The organism is Delftia sp. WSY_16, assembly GCF_043104415.1.
GTDB classification, from domain to species: Bacteria; Pseudomonadota; Gammaproteobacteria; order Burkholderiales; family Burkholderiaceae_C; genus Comamonas; species Comamonas tsuruhatensis.
Map to the genome: position 1 here is coordinate 1,004,105 of NZ_JBICKS010000040.1, position 17,509 is coordinate 1,021,613.

The following is a 17,509-nucleotide window of genomic DNA, read 5'->3' on the forward strand; positions in this document are numbered from 1 at the left end:
ACATGACCACCCAGCTGCAGAATACTGAACCGTTGCTCGCATTCCGCCTTGCCTACCTGCGGGCCATCGCCCGCTCCTGGCAGGATGACGCCTACCGCCGTGACCTGCTGGGGCAGCGCGACATCCAGCCCATGCTGCACCGCGACTTCAACCTGCCGACCCAGTGGCCCCAGGTCGATGTGTCGCTGCGCCTGAGCGACGACCCCACCCAGCGCGCCGAATGGAAGCCCGTGCTCACGGCCGGCTGGATCGGTCCCGACGATGAATTCGTCATCGTCCTGCCCCAGGCGCCCCAGACCCATGCCTCCGAGGCCCTGGCCGCCTACTACCAGCTGTTCCCCAACTTCATGGGCGTGAGCACCTCGTTCGAGGAACCGAACAACGGCATGCTCAGGGCTGCCCTGCCCACGGGCCTGGGCATCCCCGGCGGCGGCCCCGACTCGCTGCTGGCCTTCGGCGGCGTGGTGCTGCGCGCCATCGCCCTGGCCTGGCAGTCGCCCGAGTTCCACGCGGAGCTGACGCGCGACGACGGCAAGGACAAGGCCCCCGTGCTGAGCCAATGGCTGGGCTACAACAACCCGTTCAACTTCCAGGTCCGCTTCGAGACCGAACAGGCCTTCACCTGGGACGCCGCGCGCGGCGAGTGGAACCTGCAGCGCGCAGACGGCACGGCCATCAAGAACGGCATCGTGCTGAACTACCCGGTGGCACCCGCCGAGCAGGACCTGTGGGCCATCGCCCTCACCTCCTACAACAACACCGGTGACGCCTATCCCTTCACCTGCTGATACGGCACCGGCGCAGCTGCAAGGGGCCACGGCCACCTTGCTGCTGACGCTGGCGGCACGTGCCCGCGCTGCAGGTGCGGCAGCTCCCCCGGAGCTGCACGACCTGCCGCACTTTGCCGATCCCGAGGCGTGCCGCATCGCGGCGGCGCTGCCCCAGGCCAGCGAGGCGCACGCCGCCGACCCCGCCTTTGTGCGCAGCGTGGTGCTGCGCACGCAGCTGTTCGACCGGCTCACCACGCAATTCCTGAGCGCGCATCCGTCCGGCCTGTGCATTGCGCTGGGCGCGGGCCTGTGCACGCGGCGCAGCCGCCTGGCGGCCCTGGCCGGCACCGCACGCTGGCTGAACGTGGACCTGCCCGACGCCATTGCGCTGCGCGATCAATACATGGACGGCGACGAAACCCGCCTTGCCTGCTCCATCCTCGACACCTCCTGGCTGGACGCCGCCGCCCTGCCCGGCAGCCAGCCCGTTCTGGTGCTGCTCGAAGGCGTCTGCCCCTACCTTCCCCAGGCGCCGCTGGAGGCCATGCTGCAGCAGCTGGCCCAGCGTTTTGCCGCGCCCGGCAGCCCGCCGTGCACCGTGGTGCTCGACCATGTGCACCCGGCCCTTGCACGGCTGCCCATGCAGGTGGGCGGCATGCGGCTGCCCGTCGTCTCCGGCTTTGCGGACGGCGCCCAGATGGAGCGCATCCACCCCGCCATCCGCATCAGCCTGCAGGAGCACCTGTATGCCCGGTTCTCGCAGCAGCACCAGCTGTTCGAGACCGCCTTCCACGCCACCACCGGCCAGCACCCGTATGCCGTCGTCCGCCTTGAACTGGGAGCCCCGTCCCTTGCCTGAGCCTGCGGCCCCGGACCTGTTTGCCGACGCCTTCCGCTGGCACGAAAAATTCCTGCCCCCCGTGCAGCAGGGCGACCGCCTTTTGCTGGCCAGCGAACGCGACACCCTGGCCCTGGGCTCCGCCGCCGTGCTGGCGCTCAACGCCCCGCTGCAGGCCGGCACCAGCCTCATGCAGCACTGCGCCACAGCGCCCGATGCGCCGCTTGCGCAGATGCTGCACGCCCTGGGCGCCCTGCTGCGCCAGGGCCTGGTCCAGCCGGTGCTGCACAGCGACTTGAACGGCCACGGTTATCTGCAACCGGATTTCTCGGCCCCGCCCGTGCGCCTGCAGGCATCGGAGCAGATCGACATCGTCCTGCTGACTGCAGCGCTGGACAGCACAGCCGCCTGCCACTGGGCTGCGGCCGTGGCCACGCAGGCACCAGCCCCCGCCCCCGCCCCGCTCACCATCGTTTTCTGCGACGACTACCTGGACCCGCGCCTGGGCGCCATCGACGCCGGCCAGCGTGCCGCAGGCCGGCCCTGGCTGCTGGTCCGGCCCGCGGGCGAGCAGGCCATGGCCGGGCCCTTGTTCACGCCCCATGCCGGCACCGCATCGGCCTGCTGGCATTGCCTGGCGCACCGCTGGCAACGCAACCATCCCGCACGCGCCGCGCAAGGCGGCCCGCCGCACGACAGCGGCCGCTGCCCGCCCGTGCGCGCCGGCGCCGACCTCATCGCCACGCGGCTGCAGGCCCTGCTGCCCACGGTGCAGCGCCTGCTGGCGCACACCGATGCAGCGCAAACCGTGTGGACGCTGGAGCCCTCCCAGGCCCACCCCGTGGCCGCCCGCCCGCAATGCCCGCACTGCGGCACACCGGGGCTGATGGCACTGCGCCAACGCGAACCCATTGCGCCAGTTCCCGGCACGCATGCCGCGCGCGCCGACGGCGGCTGGCGCAGCGTGCCGGCCGAGACCACGGTGCAGCGCCTGTCCCGGCAAGTCAGCCCGCTGACCGGCGTGATTGCCCGGGTCACGCCGCTGACGGCCGAGACCGACGAAGCGCTCACCGTCTACCGCAGCGAAATCTTCAGAACGCCCGCGCCTGGCAGCGGCTTCCTGGCAGCCCCCCCGACACAGCTGTGCCTGGGCAAGGGCCTGTCGGCCATGCAGGCCCGCGCCAGCGCCATGTGCGAAGCCGTGGAGCGCTACGCCGCCTTCCACCAGGGCGATGAAGCCGTGGTCGTCGCCCCCGCCGCCGAGCTGGATGCGCCCTGCATTCCTCCCACAGCGCTGGCCCGCTTCAGCGACCGGCAGACCGCCCGCTTTGCCGCCGACAGGCCGCCGCATGCCGTGGCCCCCGGCGCCGGCCAGGGCGACCCCCTGTGGTGGGCGCCCGCCTGGTCCCTGACCGCCGATGCGCGCCGCTACCTGCCGCTGGGCTTTTGCCTGGCCCATGCGCCCGCGCAAAGCCAGCACCACGTGGGCTGGACCTCCAACGGCTGCGCGGCCGGCAACACGCGGGAAGAAGCCATCCTCCAAGGCTTCATGGAACTGGTGGAGCGCGACGCCGCCGCCATCTGGTGGTACGGCCAGATCCGCAGGCCCGCCATCGCGCTGGACGGCATCGCCGCAGCCACGCGCCAGCGCCTGGCGCGCAGCTGCGGCCCGCAATGGTCGTACTGGCTGCTGGACATCACCCATGACTTCGGCATACCGGTCGTGGTCTGCGTGGGCCGCCACGCGGATACCGGCCATTGGGCCGTGGGCTTTGGCTGCAGCCTGGACCGCGCCCTGGCCTGCGAACGCGCCCTCACCGAAATCAGCCAGCTGATCGCGGCGGGCAAGGGCTTTGCCGTGCCGCAGCAGGTGCAGGCCTTTCTGCATCCGCTGGACGGCACCGATGCGCCGCCGCAACAGCCTGCGCAGCAGGCGGACATTGCCCGGGCCATTGCGCACTGCGTGGACATCGCACGGGGCCTGGGCCTGGAAACCATCGTCTACGACCACTCGCGCCCCGACATCCCTCTGTACACCGTCAAGGTCGTGGTTCCGGGCCTGTGCCATATCTGGCCGGAACTGGGCAATCCACGGCTGCGCGACGTGCCCGTGGCCCTGGGCTGGCGCAGCCGGCCGCTGCAGGAATCCGAGTTCAATCCGCAGGCGCTGTACGTTTGACAAACTGAAACGCGCAGCGGGCATGTACTCTCTCGGCTTGGCAACAGGCTGCCGGCTCCGGGCCAATGCGCCCCCAGCCCACCCCCTGTTCACACAAGCCCCAAGGAGAATTCGAGGCGATGGCCCTCTTTCGTAACCAACTCGACGGCAGCATCGTCGTGCTGCGGCCCCTGCATACCTTCGGCCGCCACCCCTCGGTCTGCCAGACCGTCATGAAGGCGCCCGACGTCTCCCAGGTCCACGCCCTGTTCCGCTGGAACCGGCAGACCTGGGAAATCGTGGACCAGAGCCGCAACGGCACCATGCTCAACGGCGTGCGCCTGGTCGCCGGCCGCTGGACCGTACTGACCGTGGGCGCCAGGCTCAGCATGGGCGAAGGCGCAGAAGCGGCCTGGACCGTGCAAGACCTGGGACCGCCCGTCACCTGCCTGAGCCCCGGCCCGGGCCTGCCCCAGGACGCCCCCCTGGCCCTGAACCCGCGCGGCACCCTGCTGCCCGACGCCCAGGAGCCCGAAGCCAACGTCTTCTTCGAAGACGGCCGCTGGCTGCTGGAGTCCGGCGACGGCACCGAGCCCCTGGTGGACGGCGCCATGGTCCACACCTCCGCAGGCAGCTGGGAATTCGTGCAATGCGACGACCTGGAATCCACGCGGGAAAGCAGCTTCGACCCGCATGCGCCCAAGCCGCCGGACGTGTCCTTTCGCTTCCACGTCAGCCAGAACGAGGAGCACGCCAGCCTGACCGTCATGAGCGACGGCAAGCCCATCGCGCTGGGTGAACGCATACACCACTACACCCTGGTCACCCTGGCCCGCGTGCGCCAGCAGGACGCCCACAAGGGCCTGGCCCCCGCAAGCCAGGGCTGGATAGAGCTCGACGCGCTCTCGCGCATGCTGGGCGTGGATTCGTCGTACGTGAACATCCAGATCTTCCGAGCCAAGCACCAGATCCTCAGCGCCCTGCCCGAATGCGCGGCCTTGCCGGCCCTGGTGGAGCGACGGCGCGGCAGCCTGCGCTTCGGGGACTTTGCGTTCGAGATCGAGGGCGGGGCGCGCAGCGCCTGAACGGCGAACTGCAACGGAGAACGGCAGGCACACGGCGCATCGCTCGCCGTATGTAATCAGCTGTAATTTTCTTGTTGTGCACACGTCAATAAAGTGGGAACCGGTTCCTGCCGCCTGCGGCAAGGACCTCTCACCCTCCTCCCGGACCGGGTTGCCCGAGTCCACTGGCGCACCTGGAAACCGCAAATGAGCATGGACATGCGACGTGTACTGTTGATCCCCGCCAGCGCGCGGCCCGTTGACCCTGGCCTGGCCAGCCTTTCCATGGACGCACAGGTCTGGGAAAACGGCTATCCCCTGGTCGTCGGCAAGGCCCGCCACGGCCTGCTGCAGGACTTCTGGCGGCACTACTACGGCGAATCCGCCGCCATGTTCGTGGCCTCGGACCAGCTGCTGGAACTGCACAACGACATCATGGCCGCCATCCCCGCCTGCGTGGGCGAGATGCCGGTGCTGCGTTTTCTCAACGACCTCGGAAGAATGTGCCTGCAGGCGCATGGGGACGGCAGCGGGCTGCAGGTCATCGGCGACTGACGAAACGGATGACTCCTGGGGTTGCCGCGCATCCCTGTCGCGGCATTGGGGCGCATGCACAATGGCATGCGCCTTTTTTCGTGCCCGCCCGACCATGAGCAACGCCCCGGATAGCCCCCCTCTTGCCCTGACCGGCAGCTGCCTGTGCGGCGCCATCGCCTATGCACTGCGCTCCACGCCCCAGGCCGTCTCGCACTGCCACTGCCGCATCTGCCAGAAGGCCCACGGTGCCGCATTCGCCACCTACGGCAGCGTGCCGGCAAAGGACCTTGTCTTCACCCGGGGCCAGGAGCAATTGCGCTCCTTTGCCTCATCGCCCGGCATCACGCGCTGCTTTTGCCAGCAATGCGGCTCATCGCTGTCATGGCACAGCCAGCATTACGAAGAAGGCGCATGGATCTCCGTCGCACTGGCCACGCTGGATTCGGAGTTTGTCGTGGGCAGGCAGCGGCATGTGAACCGGGGGGCGGGGATGGCGTGGGTGGATGGTGGGACAAGGTGACCGGGCGGATGGGGTCGGCCAAAAGCGGCCGGATGCCAAGGCCTGCCCGGCCGGTCGACCGGTGGACGACTTGTCCAGTGGCGGCGCTGGGGCGGCACCTATGATGCAGGGCGCGCCAGACGAGCCTGTGCTGGTGGTCTTCTCGGACAAGCAGAACCAGGGCAATCCGGACCGGCCCTTCCAGTACTTATGAACGACAACCCAAGCCAGGCACTCGCAGACCAGCTGCAGAGCTCCACAAAAAACGTCGATGTGTTCTTGGCGCTGCAAGCGCTGTCCTGCGCTGCCCCCGCAGTGGCTTTCGAGGCCATCACGACATTCATGAGGTCCGCGCCGGCAAATCAGCTGCCCCTGGCCCGAAATGCACTGCTGGAGCTGGCGGACCGCGCTCCCGCGCTCCTGGTGAGCGCGACGCTGGACGAAGACGCAAAGGTGGCTGACGCGGCCAGGCAGGCCTTGTTGATCCGTCCCTCCAATGAGGCACTGCCCCTGTACCTGCGCATGGCCAAGTCCAAGAGCGTTGACGAAGCCTGCTCGGGCTGCATGTACCTGGGCCGTATCTCCTCGCCACAGGCCCGGGCGCCTTTGTTCAAGGCCTTGGGCCACCGCAGCGCAGCGGTGCGCGAGTATGCGGCGACATCCATTCACAGCCACGCCGACGAACACTGGATCGCCGACCTGCTGGAGGCCATCCGCACGCTGCGGCGTGAGGAGACCGACCAAAAGAAAGACTTTGGCGAGGTGATCAACACGCTGTGCAGCGCGGTGGTCCAGAAATCCACACACGCCTGCCTGGACCTGCTGATGGAAGGACTCCACGATACGGACGCCAGAGTCCGCGGGACCTGTATCAGCGCACTGGGGCGCCTGGGCGATACGGCGGCAGTGGTCCCGCTGATCGAGACGTTTGAACACCCGCGCCGCGGGATGCCGCGGGAGCTGAGGACGGCACTGGTCAAGGTTCTTGGCGAGTTGGGCGACGCGCGTGCGATCGCGCCACTGCTGCGTGCCGGAGTGACCGTTGCAGCACCGGCGCTGGGCCCGCTGAAGGCGCAGGAAGCCGTGCCTGAACTGATGGCCGCGCTGGAGCAGGCAAGGACACCGCGCGATGCCGACGAGCTGGCCGAGGTGTTGGCCCAGCTGCAAGGGCCTGGCGAGTCGCAGTGGCCCCGTGCAGGGTTGCGCACGGCGTCGCTGCAGGTACGGCGAGCCGCAGCGCTGCAGCTGGCGCGCACCGCGCCCCAGGAAGCGGCCCAGCATCTGCGCGCCATGCTGCCCCAGCTGTGCGGCGGCGACGCCGTGGGCGTGGCCGAAGCGCTGGCCTTGATGGGCTCAGCAGAGGGTTTCGAAGGCTTCGCGAAGGCATTGGCGGATGACCCCCACCACTGGAATGCCAGCGCCGTGGCGTACGCCTGCCAGAATCTTCGCGGCCCCCAGGTGCAGGCCCTGCTCCTGGGGCTGATGCCCGGCATCCGCAACGAATACGTCCACCACGTCTGCAAAGCGCTGGCAGCGCAAGGGGCTGACGTATTGCCTGCGCTGATCGCTGCAGCCCAGGCAGCCGGCGACAGCGTGCGACACCGCTACGTGATGGCGCTTGCCGAGTTCCGCGACCCCCAGGGGGCCGGTTTGCTGGCGCCTCTGATGGTCCGCCGCAACCCGTTGCGGGACGCCGCCATGCTGTCGCTGTCAGCCACGCCCAGCGCCGAGGCCAGCGCGGCGCTGGCTGCGGCATTGCTGCAAGCCGAATCGCCGGCTGATGCCCGGCTGATCACCGAAACGCTGGCGAAGGCAGCCACGCGCGAGGCGATTCCCGACCTGATACGGGCGCTGCAGGCCGACCTCGCCACCGAAGAGATATTGGAAGCCTTGGGCCGTCTGGGCAGTCTGGGCGACCAGGCGGTTGTGCCTGCACTGATCGATCAACTGAGCAGCCCCAACGCGCGCCGCCGCCAGGCAGCGGCCATGGCGCTGGGGCAGATCGCAGACCCTGCGGCGGGGGCACCGCTTGTCCGCCTGCTGCTGAAAGAGTTTCATCTGGAGGTGGCGCAGGCCGCAATGCAAGCCTGGCTGGCCATGGGCGCGCAAGATGGTGGCGCACTCGATGGGCTGGGCGCGCCGGGCACGCGCGCATTCCTGTTGGCCAGTGCCAGACAGCTGCGCAGGGAACGCTGACACGCACATCCCCGCACGGATTGCGGTGCGCCCGGTCTGGATCTGCCATCGCTGTAGAGCCGGCATTCGGTGCGGCTGCTTGAGGCTGAGAGCTGCCCGGCCCCTTGACGAAGATTCACCGTGCCTTCAGGCAAAATCCAGACGATCGGGAAAGCTTGGCGTCAGGTCTGCCGGGAAGCCCAACTTGAAGAAGGGAACAGTATCAATGGCACTGACGAAGAAGGGCGAGTTCTGGTACGGGACAACGTCCGGCGACACCCAAGCCGAGCTGCGCAGCTACAGCATTGCGAATCGCCATGAGGCCGTCCGGTTTGCCTCGTCCAAATGCGATTGCGGGTGCCGGACTTTTGCGCTGCAGACGGATGAAGAAGCCGGCGTGGCCATCCGCACCTGCACCGACTGCGGGCAGGAACACCTGATGGGCGACAGCGCGGAACATGTTGAAGAGGCCGCCCCTGAGGCACACGAGTGCGTGTGCGAGAACGAGACGTTCGAACTGATGTCCGGCGTCTCCGTGTACGAAGGCACACACGACGTGCGCTGGTACTACATCGCTTGCCGCTGCGTGGAGTGCAATCTGGTTGGGGTCTTCGCAGACTGGAAGTGTGAAGCGGGTGATGCAGCGGCCTTCCTCGCCAAGGTATGAGCGCGCGGGATCAAGACGCGCTGCCCAAAGATCTGGTCAAGCGGGTTTGCCGGGTGCATGCAGGCGATAGCGCAAAAAGCGAGCCCCCTCGATATCCAGTGCGCCATCTGGCCGAAATCCCAGCTTGAGAATCCCTTTTATTCTGGTTCTTGAAGGTGGCAGCAAAATCGTGATGGAGCTCAGCCCCAAGCCAGTGAATGCACGTTTCACTATCTCTTGATAGATGGCTTTGCCACTTCCCCAGAATTTGGGGTGAAGCACCAAAGCGAGGTCGGCATCACCTTCCTCGTACTGCAAACCGCCCCAGCCGGCAAATTGCCGGTCAATTTCAAACGCCCATGGCCCATAGCCGTATTGCTGCCACTGGGCATCCTTTTGCCGAGCCCATTCATTTGCTTTCGCCAGGTCGAAATTCGCACTTCCAAGCGGCATTTGTCGCAGCACATCTGGATTGTTGTTCAGCGAAACAATGTGAGCCGGATCAACTTCAGTGAGCCGCTTAAATTTCAAATTCATGCCTGTATCTGGTTGTCTATCCATCAAATTCAAAGCCTACCAAAACGGTGGTTGCCGACCGTCTATCTGAGCGTCAACCAAGGGGCAGCAGTCCACAGTGCGGGGTTGCTGCCGCTGCAAGCCAAGGCTTCACTTTCTGATCGGCGGTGCGCAACCACTGCTCGACGCTCGGCAACGCACCGCCACCAGACCCGCTGCCAGCAGCGAAAGCAACGCCAGCGCCCAGGGGCCGAGCGCGGGTATGGCCTGCGGGGCCAGCAGCACGGGCAGGCCGGGGTCGGTGATCTGGTTGGGCACGGAATCGCTGTCACCCACGCCGCCATCGGCCAGGGTGAAGGTCACGCTCAGGCCGTCGGGCGCAAACTGCGCGCCGGGCAGCGCATACCAGTGCGGCTGCGCGCAGGCAGGGCCGGTGCAGCCCAGCCCGTCGGGGCTGGGGCCGTATTTGTAATAAACGGCCCCCTGCGGCACTGGTGTGGTGAAGTGCACGGTCACCTGTGCATCTGCATTGCCAGCGACACGCCCCAGCACCAGGCCCAGCGGCGCGTGCACCGCACGCACATGGGACGGCAAGGGCGCGGGCAAGGTGGAGGCAAAGGCGGCGCTGCTGATCTCCCAGCCGTTCGCTCCATCCACCTCCACCGCCCCCAGATTGCCGTTGCCGCCCGCACCCTGCCACGGTGCGCTGCACTGCTGCGCTGCGCCGCCATATTCACCGCTGCACTGCCATTTGTGTTGGCCGCCAGCGGATAGCACGGTCCCTGGCGTGCCCGTGGCGCACAGATTCGCGCTGGGCCTGAAGGCCACAGCGCCGTTGGCCGCTGAGCCGCAGGTGGCATCGACCGGGTCGTGGGTGAACGTGGCCGAAACGCTGCGCGGGCTGGTCACGTTGGTGAGCTGGCATGCTCCCGTGCCCGCGCAATCGCCCGACCAACTGGTGAAGTGATAGCCCGTACCAGGCGTGGCGGTGCAGCTTGCGTCCTGGCCGTGGGTGACGGGGTTGGGCGTGCAGGTGACCGTGCCGTTGGTGGTGACGGGGGTGATGCTGATGGGGTATGGGTTCAGCGCGAAAGTGGCACCCACGCTGCGCGGGCTGGTCACGTTGGTGAGCTGGCATGCCCCCGTGCCCGTGCAATCGCCTGACCAACTGGTGAAGTGATAGCCCGCATCGGGCGTGGCGGTGCAGCTTGCGTCCTGGCCGTGGGTGACGGGGTTGGGCGTGCAGGTGACTGTGCCGTTGGTGGTCGCGGGGGTGATGCTGATGGGGTATGTGTTGAGCGCGAAGGTGGCACCCACGCTGCGCGGGCTGGTCACGTTGGTGAGCTGGCATGCCCCCGTGCCCGTGCAATCGCCCGACCAACTGGTGAAGTGATAGCCCGCATCGGGCGTGGCGGTGCAGCTTGCGTCCTGGCCGTGGGTGACGGGGTTGGGCGTGCAGGTGACCTTGCCGTTGGCCGGGGCGGGGACGATGCCGATGGAATAGGTGTTGAGCGCGAAGGTGGCACCCACGCTGCGCGGGCTGGTCACGTTGGTGAGCTGGCATGCCCCCGTGCCCGTGCAATCGCCCGACCAACTGGTGAAGTGATAGCCCGCATTGGGCGTGGCGGTGCAGCTTGCGTCCTGGCCGTGGGTGACGGGGTTGGGCGTGCAGGTGACCGTGCCGTTGACGGCGGCGGGGGTGGCGATGGAGTGGGTGTTGGGCGTGAAGGTGGCCGAGACGGTGCGCGACGCGGTCACGCTGGTGAACTGGCATGCACCCGTGCCCGTGCAATCGCCCGACCAACTGGTGAAGTGGTAGCCCGCATCGGGCGTGGCGGTGCAGCTTGCATCCTGGCCGTGGGTGACGGGGTTGGGCGTGCAGGTGACTGTGCCGTTGGCCGGGGCGGGGACGATGCCGATGGAATAGGTGTTGAGTACAAATGTGGCACCCACGCTGCGCGGGCTGGTCACGTTGTAGAGAATGCACGCGCTGGCAGTGCCCGCGCAATCGCCCGACCAATGGGTGAAGTGGTAGCCCATCGCGGGCGAGGCGACGCAGATGGTGTCTTGCCCATGGGACACGGGGTTGGCCGTGCAGTTCACGCTGCCGCCGGTGACGGCAGGGGTGGCGATGGCGTAGGTAATCGGCGCGAAGGTGGCTCCCACGCTGTGCGCGCTGGTCACGTTGGTGAACTGGCATGCACCCGTGCCCGCGCAATCGCCCGTCCAGCCGGTGAACTGAAAGCCCGTTTGCGGCGTGGCAGTGCAGCCAGCGGCCTGGCCGTGGGGCACGGGGTTGGGCGTGCAAGACATGCTCCCGCCCGGGGTGGCAGTGGTAGTGATGGCGTAGGTGATGAGCGTCGTGTTGGCAGAGACGGTGGTGGCCCCGAGCACCACGGGCTGGCAAGCCCCCGTGCCGCTGCAGGCGCCGCCCCAGCCGCTGAAGGGGCGGGCGACAGGGTCGTGCGCCGTGGCCGTGCAGGTGGCGCTGGAGCCATGGGTCACGGGGTTCGGGGTGCACTGTGCGCTGGCAATGCCCGCATCCGTGTTGACTGTCACCATGTACTGGCGCGGTGCCAGGCAAGCGGCCGTGGTGCCGCCGCTGATGCCCGCGCAATTCCAGCGGAAGGCATCGGACGCGGCAGACTGGTTGGTGGCCGAACCGGCGCTGCACAAGAGGGTTGGCAAGGTGAGCGAAGGCGCAGTGCTGCCACACGCGCCATTGGTGGGCGGCGGGGCGAAGGTGGCGCTGATGGTGCAATTGCCGGTAATGGTCGCAGTGGTGTAGGTGTTGCCCGCAAGCGATCCGCCGCAGCCGCTGACCTGCACCGTATAGCCCGGTGGCGTGGTGAGCGTGAAGCTGGCCTGCTCCCCCGCCGCTACATCGCGCCCCGCCTCGATGCTGCCGCCGCCCGTGGCCTGGGAGGTAACGAGGTAGGCGCGAGGCACGGAGCATTGCGGCGAAGGGTTGCCGCCGTAGCTGCTCTGGCACACCCAGGAGAAGGAGTAGGTTTCACCCATCACGCCGCTGGTCGTGCCCACGCTGCACAGCAAGGCGTCTGGCGGATAACGGCGAGGCGTGGTGCTGCTGGCACTGCCGCACACGCCATCGAGCTGCACGGAGCCGGCCTCGACCGTCATGCCGATGGAGGTCTGCGGCTCGGCCACCCAGGCCGGGTTGTGGCTCGCGCCTGAATACCAGGTCAGCCCGTCGTTGGTGGCCGTGGTGATCTGGCGGCGGATCATGGTCTGGCCGATGCTGCGCACCACCACCCAGGCAAAGTCGCCCGCCGCCACGATGCGGTCGCCCGTGAACACGCGCAAGCCCGGCGTGGCCGCATCGGCGGTGAAGGGGGCACAGGCCGTCATGTCCACGAACGGCGTGGCGGCGCTGGCGTCGGTTGCGCACACTTGCAGCTCGAACTGGTCGATCTGGGTGAGATTCATCTTCACCTGCGTGATGCGCAGCGACTGGCTGCCAATCGGGATGCGGTTGGCCACCCACAGTTTGGTGTGGTAGCTGGAGTTGTGCTGGATGAGCCACGGGTCATTGGCGGCTGCCAAGTTGTCGAATACCGTGACTGCACCAGCAGACACTGAAGCCGCCACCGTCAGCAGCAGCATGGCAATTCGAAGGGCAAGGGTTTTCATGGCGATGGGGTGGGTGGGTGGAGCGGTGTTCCACCCAGCCGCGATCGGCCATGAAAAATGCTTTCAGCACTTGTGTATCAAGCGCTGAAAGCCATGTTGATGCAAGCGTGTGGCACGGGTGGATGCGCACTGCCGGCCATCTTGCGGGCGCGCAGCCCTGGCGGCTTGACTGTGCGTTCGTGCCGCGCTTGACTGGACGTTTCGCAAGCCTCACCCCCCAAAAAAAGGGGCGTTCCCCTCCCCTCCCGCGCTATCATCCGCCCCGGCCCCCTGTCCCGGGGCTGATGCTTCAAAACATCCGTCTTATAGCGGCACAGCCTCTCCGAAAGCGAGGCTTGGTACACCGAATCCATCAGTCAACGCAGATGCGATGGCCTGTGGATTCGACCCGCAATGGAGCACGGAACAATGAACGCCGTTTCTCTCGCCTGCGCGCCGTCTTTTGGCGCAGCCCCTCCCTCATGCCAGGCCTTTGTGCCCGGCCAACTGCGGAGGGACATGGCATGAACCCCGCCCAGCCCTCCCCCACCACGGACAGCCACAGCACCCGGCAGCTGTCCAACGCCCTCACCCAGGTGGACCATCTCGTGCAGCAAGGCTGTGCAGAAATCTCCGCCATCGCCCAGTTGGCCCTGGCATGGCTGGAGACCCCCAAGGGCCATCGCCACCTGGACGTGGTGGCCCGCGCCCTGCAAAGCATCCGCGACAGCGCCGACACGCTGGCCGACTACGCCGGCACCGAGGCCCAGACCATGGGCTGCGGATCTGCCATGGCGCGCACTTCATGGCCCGGCCTGTGTTGATGGTCCGGCCACGGGCTGCGGCGGTCATCCAGGCTCAGGCGCCCTGCGGCAGATAGCTTGGCCGGGCCGCCGTCATGCCGCGCTTGACCTGCTGGGTGAGCTCGTCGGCCAGCACTTCATCGAGCCCGGCCTCCAGTCCGTCCAGCGCGCGGCTGACGATGTCCTCGGGGCTGGACTTCGGTGCGTCAAGCCCGCGCGTGAGGTCGGTATCGACATAGGCCATGTGCAGGCCCAGCACCTGTGTCTTCTGCCCTGCAAGCTCGCTGCGCAGGGCGTTGGTAAGCGACCAGGCGGCCGACTTGCTGGCCGAGTAGGCGGCCAGTTCGCCGCCATTGACCCAGGAGGCCACCGACAGCACATTGAGCAAGGCCCCGCCGCCGTTGGCCTTGAGAACCGGCGCAAAGGCCTGGCTCATGCGCAGCACGGCGAAGAAGTTGGTCTCGAAGATGCGCCTGGCGACCTCTTCGCTGTCGGGCGCGAGAAATCCGCCGGGCTGCGCGATGCCGGCGTTGTTGATCACCAGCGTGACGTCCGACGCCTGCGCTGCGGCGGCGGCCACGTCCTGCGGGCGGTTCACGTCCAGCTGCAGGGCATGCACGCCGGGCTGGGTGACGGTGGCGGGGTCGCGCGCGCCGGCGTAGACCTTGCGGGCGCCACGGGCAAGCAGCTCGCGTGCGAAGGCCAGGCCGATGCCGCGATTGGCACCGGTGACGAGGACAACAGCGTTTTCAATTTTCATGGAGCACTCCAGGGGTGGGGGGAAACAGATTCAACGGATCTTGATGACGACCTTGCCCTTTGCGTGGCCGGCTTCGGCATAGGCAAGGGCCTCGTTGGTGGATTCGAATGCGAAGACCTTGTCCACGACCGGGCGGATGGCGCCCGCCTCGATGAGGCGGGTGATCTCGCGCAGCTGGCCGCCGTCGGCCTTCATGAAGACAAAGGAGTAGTCGATGCCACGGCTTCGCGCCCGGCGCCTGATGCCGGAGCTGAGCAGCCGCATCACCAGCCGCACGAATGCGGGCGCCGCGATGTTTCTGCCAAACGCGGGATCGGGCGGGCCGGAGATGGAGACCAGCTTCGCGCCGCCCTTGAGCACGCGCAGGGATTTGCCAAGCGCCTTGCCGTCCTGGCTGTTGAGCACCACGTCGTAGTCGTGCAGGACGTCCTCGAAGTCCTGCGTGCGGTAGTCGATGACGACATCCGCGCCCAGGCCCCTGACCAGTTCGAAGTTGGCAGCGCTTGTGGTGGTGGCAACGGTGGCGCCCAGGTGCCTGGCCAGCTGGATGGCGAACGTGCCCACGCCCCCGGAGCCGGCCTGGATGAAGACCCTTTGCCCCTTCGTCAGCTTCGCTGTCTCCACCAGTGCCTGCCAGGCCGTCAGGCCCACCAGGGGGATGGAGGCGGCCTCTTCCATCGTGAGCCCCTTGGGTTTTGGCGCCAGCGACGACTCCTTGACCGGCACGAACTCCGCGAACGTGCCGATCCGGAAATCGTCCGTGCGTGCATAGACCTCGTCACCGGGCTTGAACTGCCGCACGCGCGGGCCGGCCTTGACCACCACGCCGGCCACGTCGTGGCCCAGGATCAGGGGCAGGCGATAGGGCAGGATGAGCTTGAATTGCCCATCCTTGATCTTGGAGTCCAGCTGGTTCACGCCTGCGGCATGGACCTGGACCAGGACTTCGTCGTCACGCAGCTGCGGCTCGGGCACCTCTGCCAGCTGCAAGGCGCGGTTCGCTCCATAGCTTTCCAGAATGAATGCCTTCATGGTCTTCCTTTATATGATGATCATCATATGTAACGGCAAAAAAAATCCTGGCACAGGCACTGGGCATGCGCCATCACTGGTTGGCCGGCGCCAGGTGCTTGAGTGCTGCCTCGCGCAGGTTGTCGGACAGGGCCGGATCGTCCACCGCCCGTGCCAGCAGCAGGCTGCCGACCATGGTGGACAAGGTGACGAGCGCGCGCTCGTGGGCACCGGGCTGTCCCCAGTCCGGTGATTGGCGGGCGATGAGATCGACCATTTCCTTGATGTGGCCCGTGGCCACGCGGCGCACCTCCGGCGCCTGGCGCGAGGTCTCGGAGCCCAGGGCCGCCAGGGGGCAGCCCAACTCGGCGCGCTGGACATGTTCCTTGGAAAGATAGGCGGCCAGCATGGCCTGCAGCGCCATGCCGGGCGGCGCCTTGGCCACCACGTCGGCGACGGCGGCACAGGACTCCGCGCAGGCCTTGCCCGCCGCTTCGGCCAGCATGGCATCGCGCGAGGCGAAATGGGCGTAGAAGGCGCCATGCGTCAGGCCCGCCTCCTTCATGATGTCCGCCACCCCGGTGCCGCCATAGCCGCTGCGGCGGATGGCACGCGCCGCCACGGAGACGATGCGCTCATGCGTGGCCTCCTTGGCGGAAGCTCGGGCGCTGGAATTTGTGTTTCGCATGATGGTCATCATACATTGTTTGCGTCATGCACGCGCCGCAGATGGGACATCCGCCCGCAGCCATTGCATGGACAATCCCGGCATGTCTGCTGCTGCTTCACACCACAATCCATCCCGCCCCGTGCTCATTGCCGGCGGCGGCATCGGTGGCATGGCCACTGCCCTCACGCTGCACCAGATCGGCGTGCCCTGCATCGTGTTCGAGTCGGTGGCGCAGCTGCAGCCGCTGGGCGTGGGCATCAACCTGCAGCCGAACGCCGTGCGGGAACTGCATGACCTGGGCTTCGGCAACGATGTGCTGGACACCATCGGCCTGCAGGCCCGGGAATGGGCGCTGGTCGGGCGCAACGGCAACGAGGTGTATGCCGAGCCGCGCGGGCTGCAGGCCGGCTACTGCTGGCCGCAGTACGCGGTGCACCGGGGGCAGCTGCAGATGATGCTGTTCAACGCCGTCAGGCAGCGCCTGGGCGACGACGCCGTGCAGCTGGGCCGGCGCGTGGTGGGCTACCGGCAGGATGCCGAGGGCGTGACCGCCCTCATCGACACCCGCGATGGCCAGCGGCTGGAGGTGCAGGGCTCGCTGCTGGTGGCGGCCGATGGCCTGCACTCGGCCGTGCGCGCGCAGATGCACCCCGCGCAGCCGCCCATACAGTGGGGCGGCGCCATCATGTGGCGCGGCACCACGCCCGGGGTGCCTGTGCGCACCGGCGCGTCCTTCGTGGGCGTGGGCTCGCTGCGCCATCGCGTGGTGCTGTACCCCATCACGCCGCCGGACCCCGTCACGGGCCTGGCCACCATCAACTGGATCGCCGAGATCACGGTGGACAACCAGGGCGGCTGGCGGCAGGGCGACTGGAACCGGCGCGTGGCGCTGGAGGAATTCATCCACCACTTCGACGGCTGGGACTACGGCTGGCTGGACGTGCCAGCCATGCTGCGCGGCGCCACGGATGTCTTCGAGTACCCCATGATCGACCGCGACCCCGTGCCCACCTGGGTGGACGGCCGCGTGGCCTTGCTGGGCGATGCGGCGCACGTGATGTACCCCGTGGGCTCCAATGGCGCCAGCCAGGCCATCGTGGACGCGCGCGTGCTGGGTGCGCAGTTCCTTGCCCACGGCGTGGGCCCGCAGGCGCTGCGCGCCTATGACGACAGGCTGTGCAAGGACCTCTCGGCGCTGGTGCTGCGCAACCGGGGGGCCGGCCCCTTCGGCCTGCTGGGGCTGGTGGACGAGCGCTGCGGCGGCGTCTTCGACGACATCGACGAGGTGCTGCCACGCGAGGAGCGCGAGGGCTTCATGGCCCGCTACAAGGCCGCTGCCGGCTTTGCGATCGAGACGCTCAACGCAGCGCCCCCCACCATTGCGCCGGGACAGCGCGTGGCCGGGGCCTGAGCCCTTGTGCGGCGGCAAGGG

Annotated in this window: 15 protein-coding genes; 10 read left to right on the forward strand and 5 right to left on the reverse strand. The window is 67.7% G+C overall.

All coding sequences use genetic code 11. The annotated features are described in order from the left end of the window. The first annotated feature begins 2 nt into the window (after positions 1–2). The 8 genes from ACF8O7_RS24245 to ACF8O7_RS24280 all read left to right on the forward strand — a co-directional run bounded on the left by ACF8O7_RS24245 (position 3) and on the right by ACF8O7_RS24280 (position 8,708). Positions 3–788 carry a BMA_0021/BMA_0022 family TOMM bacteriocin gene (locus tag ACF8O7_RS24245; RefSeq protein ID WP_016446373.1) on the forward strand — a complete coding sequence of 262 codons (786 nt, stop codon included), beginning with the start codon at positions 3–5 and terminating at the stop codon, positions 786–788. Then, positions 763–1,629 carry a class I SAM-dependent methyltransferase gene (locus ACF8O7_RS24250; RefSeq protein ID WP_227472614.1) on the forward strand — a complete coding sequence of 289 codons (867 nt, stop codon included), beginning with the start codon at positions 763–765 and terminating at the stop codon, positions 1,627–1,629. The genes ACF8O7_RS24245 and ACF8O7_RS24250 overlap by 26 nt, the downstream gene beginning before the upstream one ends. Further along, the gene (locus ACF8O7_RS24255) at positions 1,586–3,787 is read left to right on the forward strand and encodes a TOMM precursor leader peptide-binding protein (RefSeq protein ID WP_337223232.1); all 2,202 of its coding nucleotides are present in this window, start codon (positions 1,586–1,588) and stop codon (positions 3,785–3,787) included. Before ACF8O7_RS24250 ends, ACF8O7_RS24255 begins: the two co-directional genes overlap by 44 nt. A 119-nt stretch (positions 3,788–3,906) precedes the next feature. Then, positions 3,907–4,851 carry an FHA domain-containing protein gene (locus ACF8O7_RS24260; RefSeq protein WP_016446376.1) on the forward strand — a complete coding sequence of 315 codons (945 nt, stop codon included), beginning with the start codon at positions 3,907–3,909 and terminating at the stop codon, positions 4,849–4,851. 198 nt (positions 4,852–5,049) lie between these two features. Then, complete coding sequence (locus ACF8O7_RS24265) at positions 5,050–5,385, forward strand: hypothetical protein (RefSeq protein ID WP_223275358.1); 336 nt, start codon at positions 5,050–5,052, stop codon at positions 5,383–5,385. A gap of 94 nt (positions 5,386–5,479) precedes the next feature. Next, entirely contained in the window at positions 5,480–5,887 is a 408-nt protein-coding gene (locus ACF8O7_RS24270) for a GFA family protein (protein ID WP_016446377.1), read from the forward strand. 189 nt (positions 5,888–6,076) lie between these two features. Continuing rightward, a complete protein-coding gene (locus ACF8O7_RS24275) occupies positions 6,077–8,062 on the forward strand; it encodes a HEAT repeat domain-containing protein (RefSeq protein ID WP_392444454.1) in 1,986 nt (661 codons plus the stop codon). Between the two features lie 205 nt (positions 8,063–8,267). Beyond that, positions 8,268–8,708: a hypothetical protein gene (locus ACF8O7_RS24280; protein WP_392444456.1), complete on the forward strand. Its 441-nt coding sequence runs from the start codon at positions 8,268–8,270 to the stop codon at positions 8,706–8,708. A 36-nt stretch (positions 8,709–8,744) separates the two neighbouring features. Here the strand turns inward: ACF8O7_RS24280 and ACF8O7_RS24285 are convergent, their stop codons facing one another. Together ACF8O7_RS24285 and ACF8O7_RS24290 are read right to left on the reverse strand one after the other, a co-directional pair. Further along, positions 8,745–9,224, reverse strand: coding sequence for a GNAT family N-acetyltransferase (locus tag ACF8O7_RS24285; RefSeq protein ID WP_280048004.1), 480 nt, complete (start codon positions 9,222–9,224; stop codon positions 8,745–8,747). A 129-nt stretch (positions 9,225–9,353) separates the two neighbouring features. Beyond that, a complete protein-coding gene (locus tag ACF8O7_RS24290; protein WP_280048005.1) occupies positions 9,354–12,854 on the reverse strand; it encodes an IPTL-CTERM sorting domain-containing protein in 3,501 nt (1,166 codons plus the stop codon). Positions 12,855–13,357: 503 nt separating this feature from the next. Between ACF8O7_RS24290 and ACF8O7_RS24295 the strand changes: the two genes are divergently transcribed. Then, positions 13,358–13,657 carry a hypothetical protein gene (locus ACF8O7_RS24295; RefSeq protein ID WP_016446382.1) on the forward strand — a complete coding sequence of 100 codons (300 nt, stop codon included), beginning with the start codon at positions 13,358–13,360 and terminating at the stop codon, positions 13,655–13,657. A 34-nt stretch (positions 13,658–13,691) separates the two neighbouring features. On the opposite strand, the gene ACF8O7_RS24300 is transcribed toward ACF8O7_RS24295, so the two are convergent. The 3 genes from ACF8O7_RS24300 to ACF8O7_RS24310 form a co-directional block, all read right to left on the reverse strand. Continuing rightward, a complete protein-coding gene (locus tag ACF8O7_RS24300) occupies positions 13,692–14,396 on the reverse strand; it encodes an SDR family oxidoreductase (protein WP_016446383.1) in 705 nt (234 codons plus the stop codon). 30 nt (positions 14,397–14,426) lie between these two features. Then, on the reverse strand, positions 14,427–15,428 hold the full coding sequence (locus ACF8O7_RS24305) for an NADP-dependent oxidoreductase (RefSeq protein WP_392444459.1): 1,002 nt from the start codon (positions 15,426–15,428) through the stop codon (positions 14,427–14,429). Positions 15,429–15,501: 73 nt separating this feature from the next. Then, the gene (locus tag ACF8O7_RS24310) at positions 15,502–16,107 is read right to left on the reverse strand and encodes a TetR/AcrR family transcriptional regulator (RefSeq protein WP_343740100.1); all 606 of its coding nucleotides are present in this window, start codon (positions 16,105–16,107) and stop codon (positions 15,502–15,504) included. Positions 16,108–16,177: 70 nt separating this feature from the next. On the opposite strand from ACF8O7_RS24310, the gene ACF8O7_RS24315 reads away from it, so the two are divergent. Next, positions 16,178–17,488, forward strand: a complete 1,311-nt coding sequence (locus ACF8O7_RS24315; protein ID WP_392444461.1) for a flavin-dependent oxidoreductase — start codon at positions 16,178–16,180, stop codon at positions 17,486–17,488. The last annotated feature ends 21 nt before the right edge of the window (positions 17,489–17,509 follow it).

Coding starts and splice junctions, on each gene's coding strand:
- ACF8O7_RS24285 (WP_280048004.1), bottom strand. CDS start 9,224: ATGAATTTGAAATTTAAGCGGCTCACTGAAGTTGATCCGGCTCACATT.
- ACF8O7_RS24275 (WP_392444454.1), top strand. CDS start 6,077: ATGAACGACAACCCAAGCCAGGCACTCGCAGACCAGCTGCAGAGCTCC.
- ACF8O7_RS24295 (WP_016446382.1), top strand. CDS start 13,358: ATGAACCCCGCCCAGCCCTCCCCCACCACGGACAGCCACAGCACCCGG.
- ACF8O7_RS24245 (WP_016446373.1), top strand. CDS start 3: ATGACCACCCAGCTGCAGAATACTGAACCGTTGCTCGCATTCCGCCTT.
- ACF8O7_RS24265 (WP_223275358.1), top strand. CDS start 5,050: ATGCGACGTGTACTGTTGATCCCCGCCAGCGCGCGGCCCGTTGACCCT.
- ACF8O7_RS24310 (WP_343740100.1), bottom strand. CDS start 16,107: ATGATGACCATCATGCGAAACACAAATTCCAGCGCCCGAGCTTCCGCC.
- ACF8O7_RS24305 (WP_392444459.1), bottom strand. CDS start 15,428: ATGAAGGCATTCATTCTGGAAAGCTATGGAGCGAACCGCGCCTTGCAG.
- ACF8O7_RS24270 (WP_016446377.1), top strand. CDS start 5,480: ATGAGCAACGCCCCGGATAGCCCCCCTCTTGCCCTGACCGGCAGCTGC.
- ACF8O7_RS24255 (WP_337223232.1), top strand. CDS start 1,586: ATGCCGTCGTCCGCCTTGAACTGGGAGCCCCGTCCCTTGCCTGAGCCT.
- ACF8O7_RS24315 (WP_392444461.1), top strand. CDS start 16,178: ATGTCTGCTGCTGCTTCACACCACAATCCATCCCGCCCCGTGCTCATT.
- ACF8O7_RS24260 (WP_016446376.1), top strand. CDS start 3,907: ATGGCCCTCTTTCGTAACCAACTCGACGGCAGCATCGTCGTGCTGCGG.
- ACF8O7_RS24280 (WP_392444456.1), top strand. CDS start 8,268: ATGGCACTGACGAAGAAGGGCGAGTTCTGGTACGGGACAACGTCCGGC.
- ACF8O7_RS24290 (WP_280048005.1), bottom strand. CDS start 12,854: ATGAAAACCCTTGCCCTTCGAATTGCCATGCTGCTGCTGACGGTGGCG.
- ACF8O7_RS24300 (WP_016446383.1), bottom strand. CDS start 14,396: ATGAAAATTGAAAACGCTGTTGTCCTCGTCACCGGTGCCAATCGCGGC.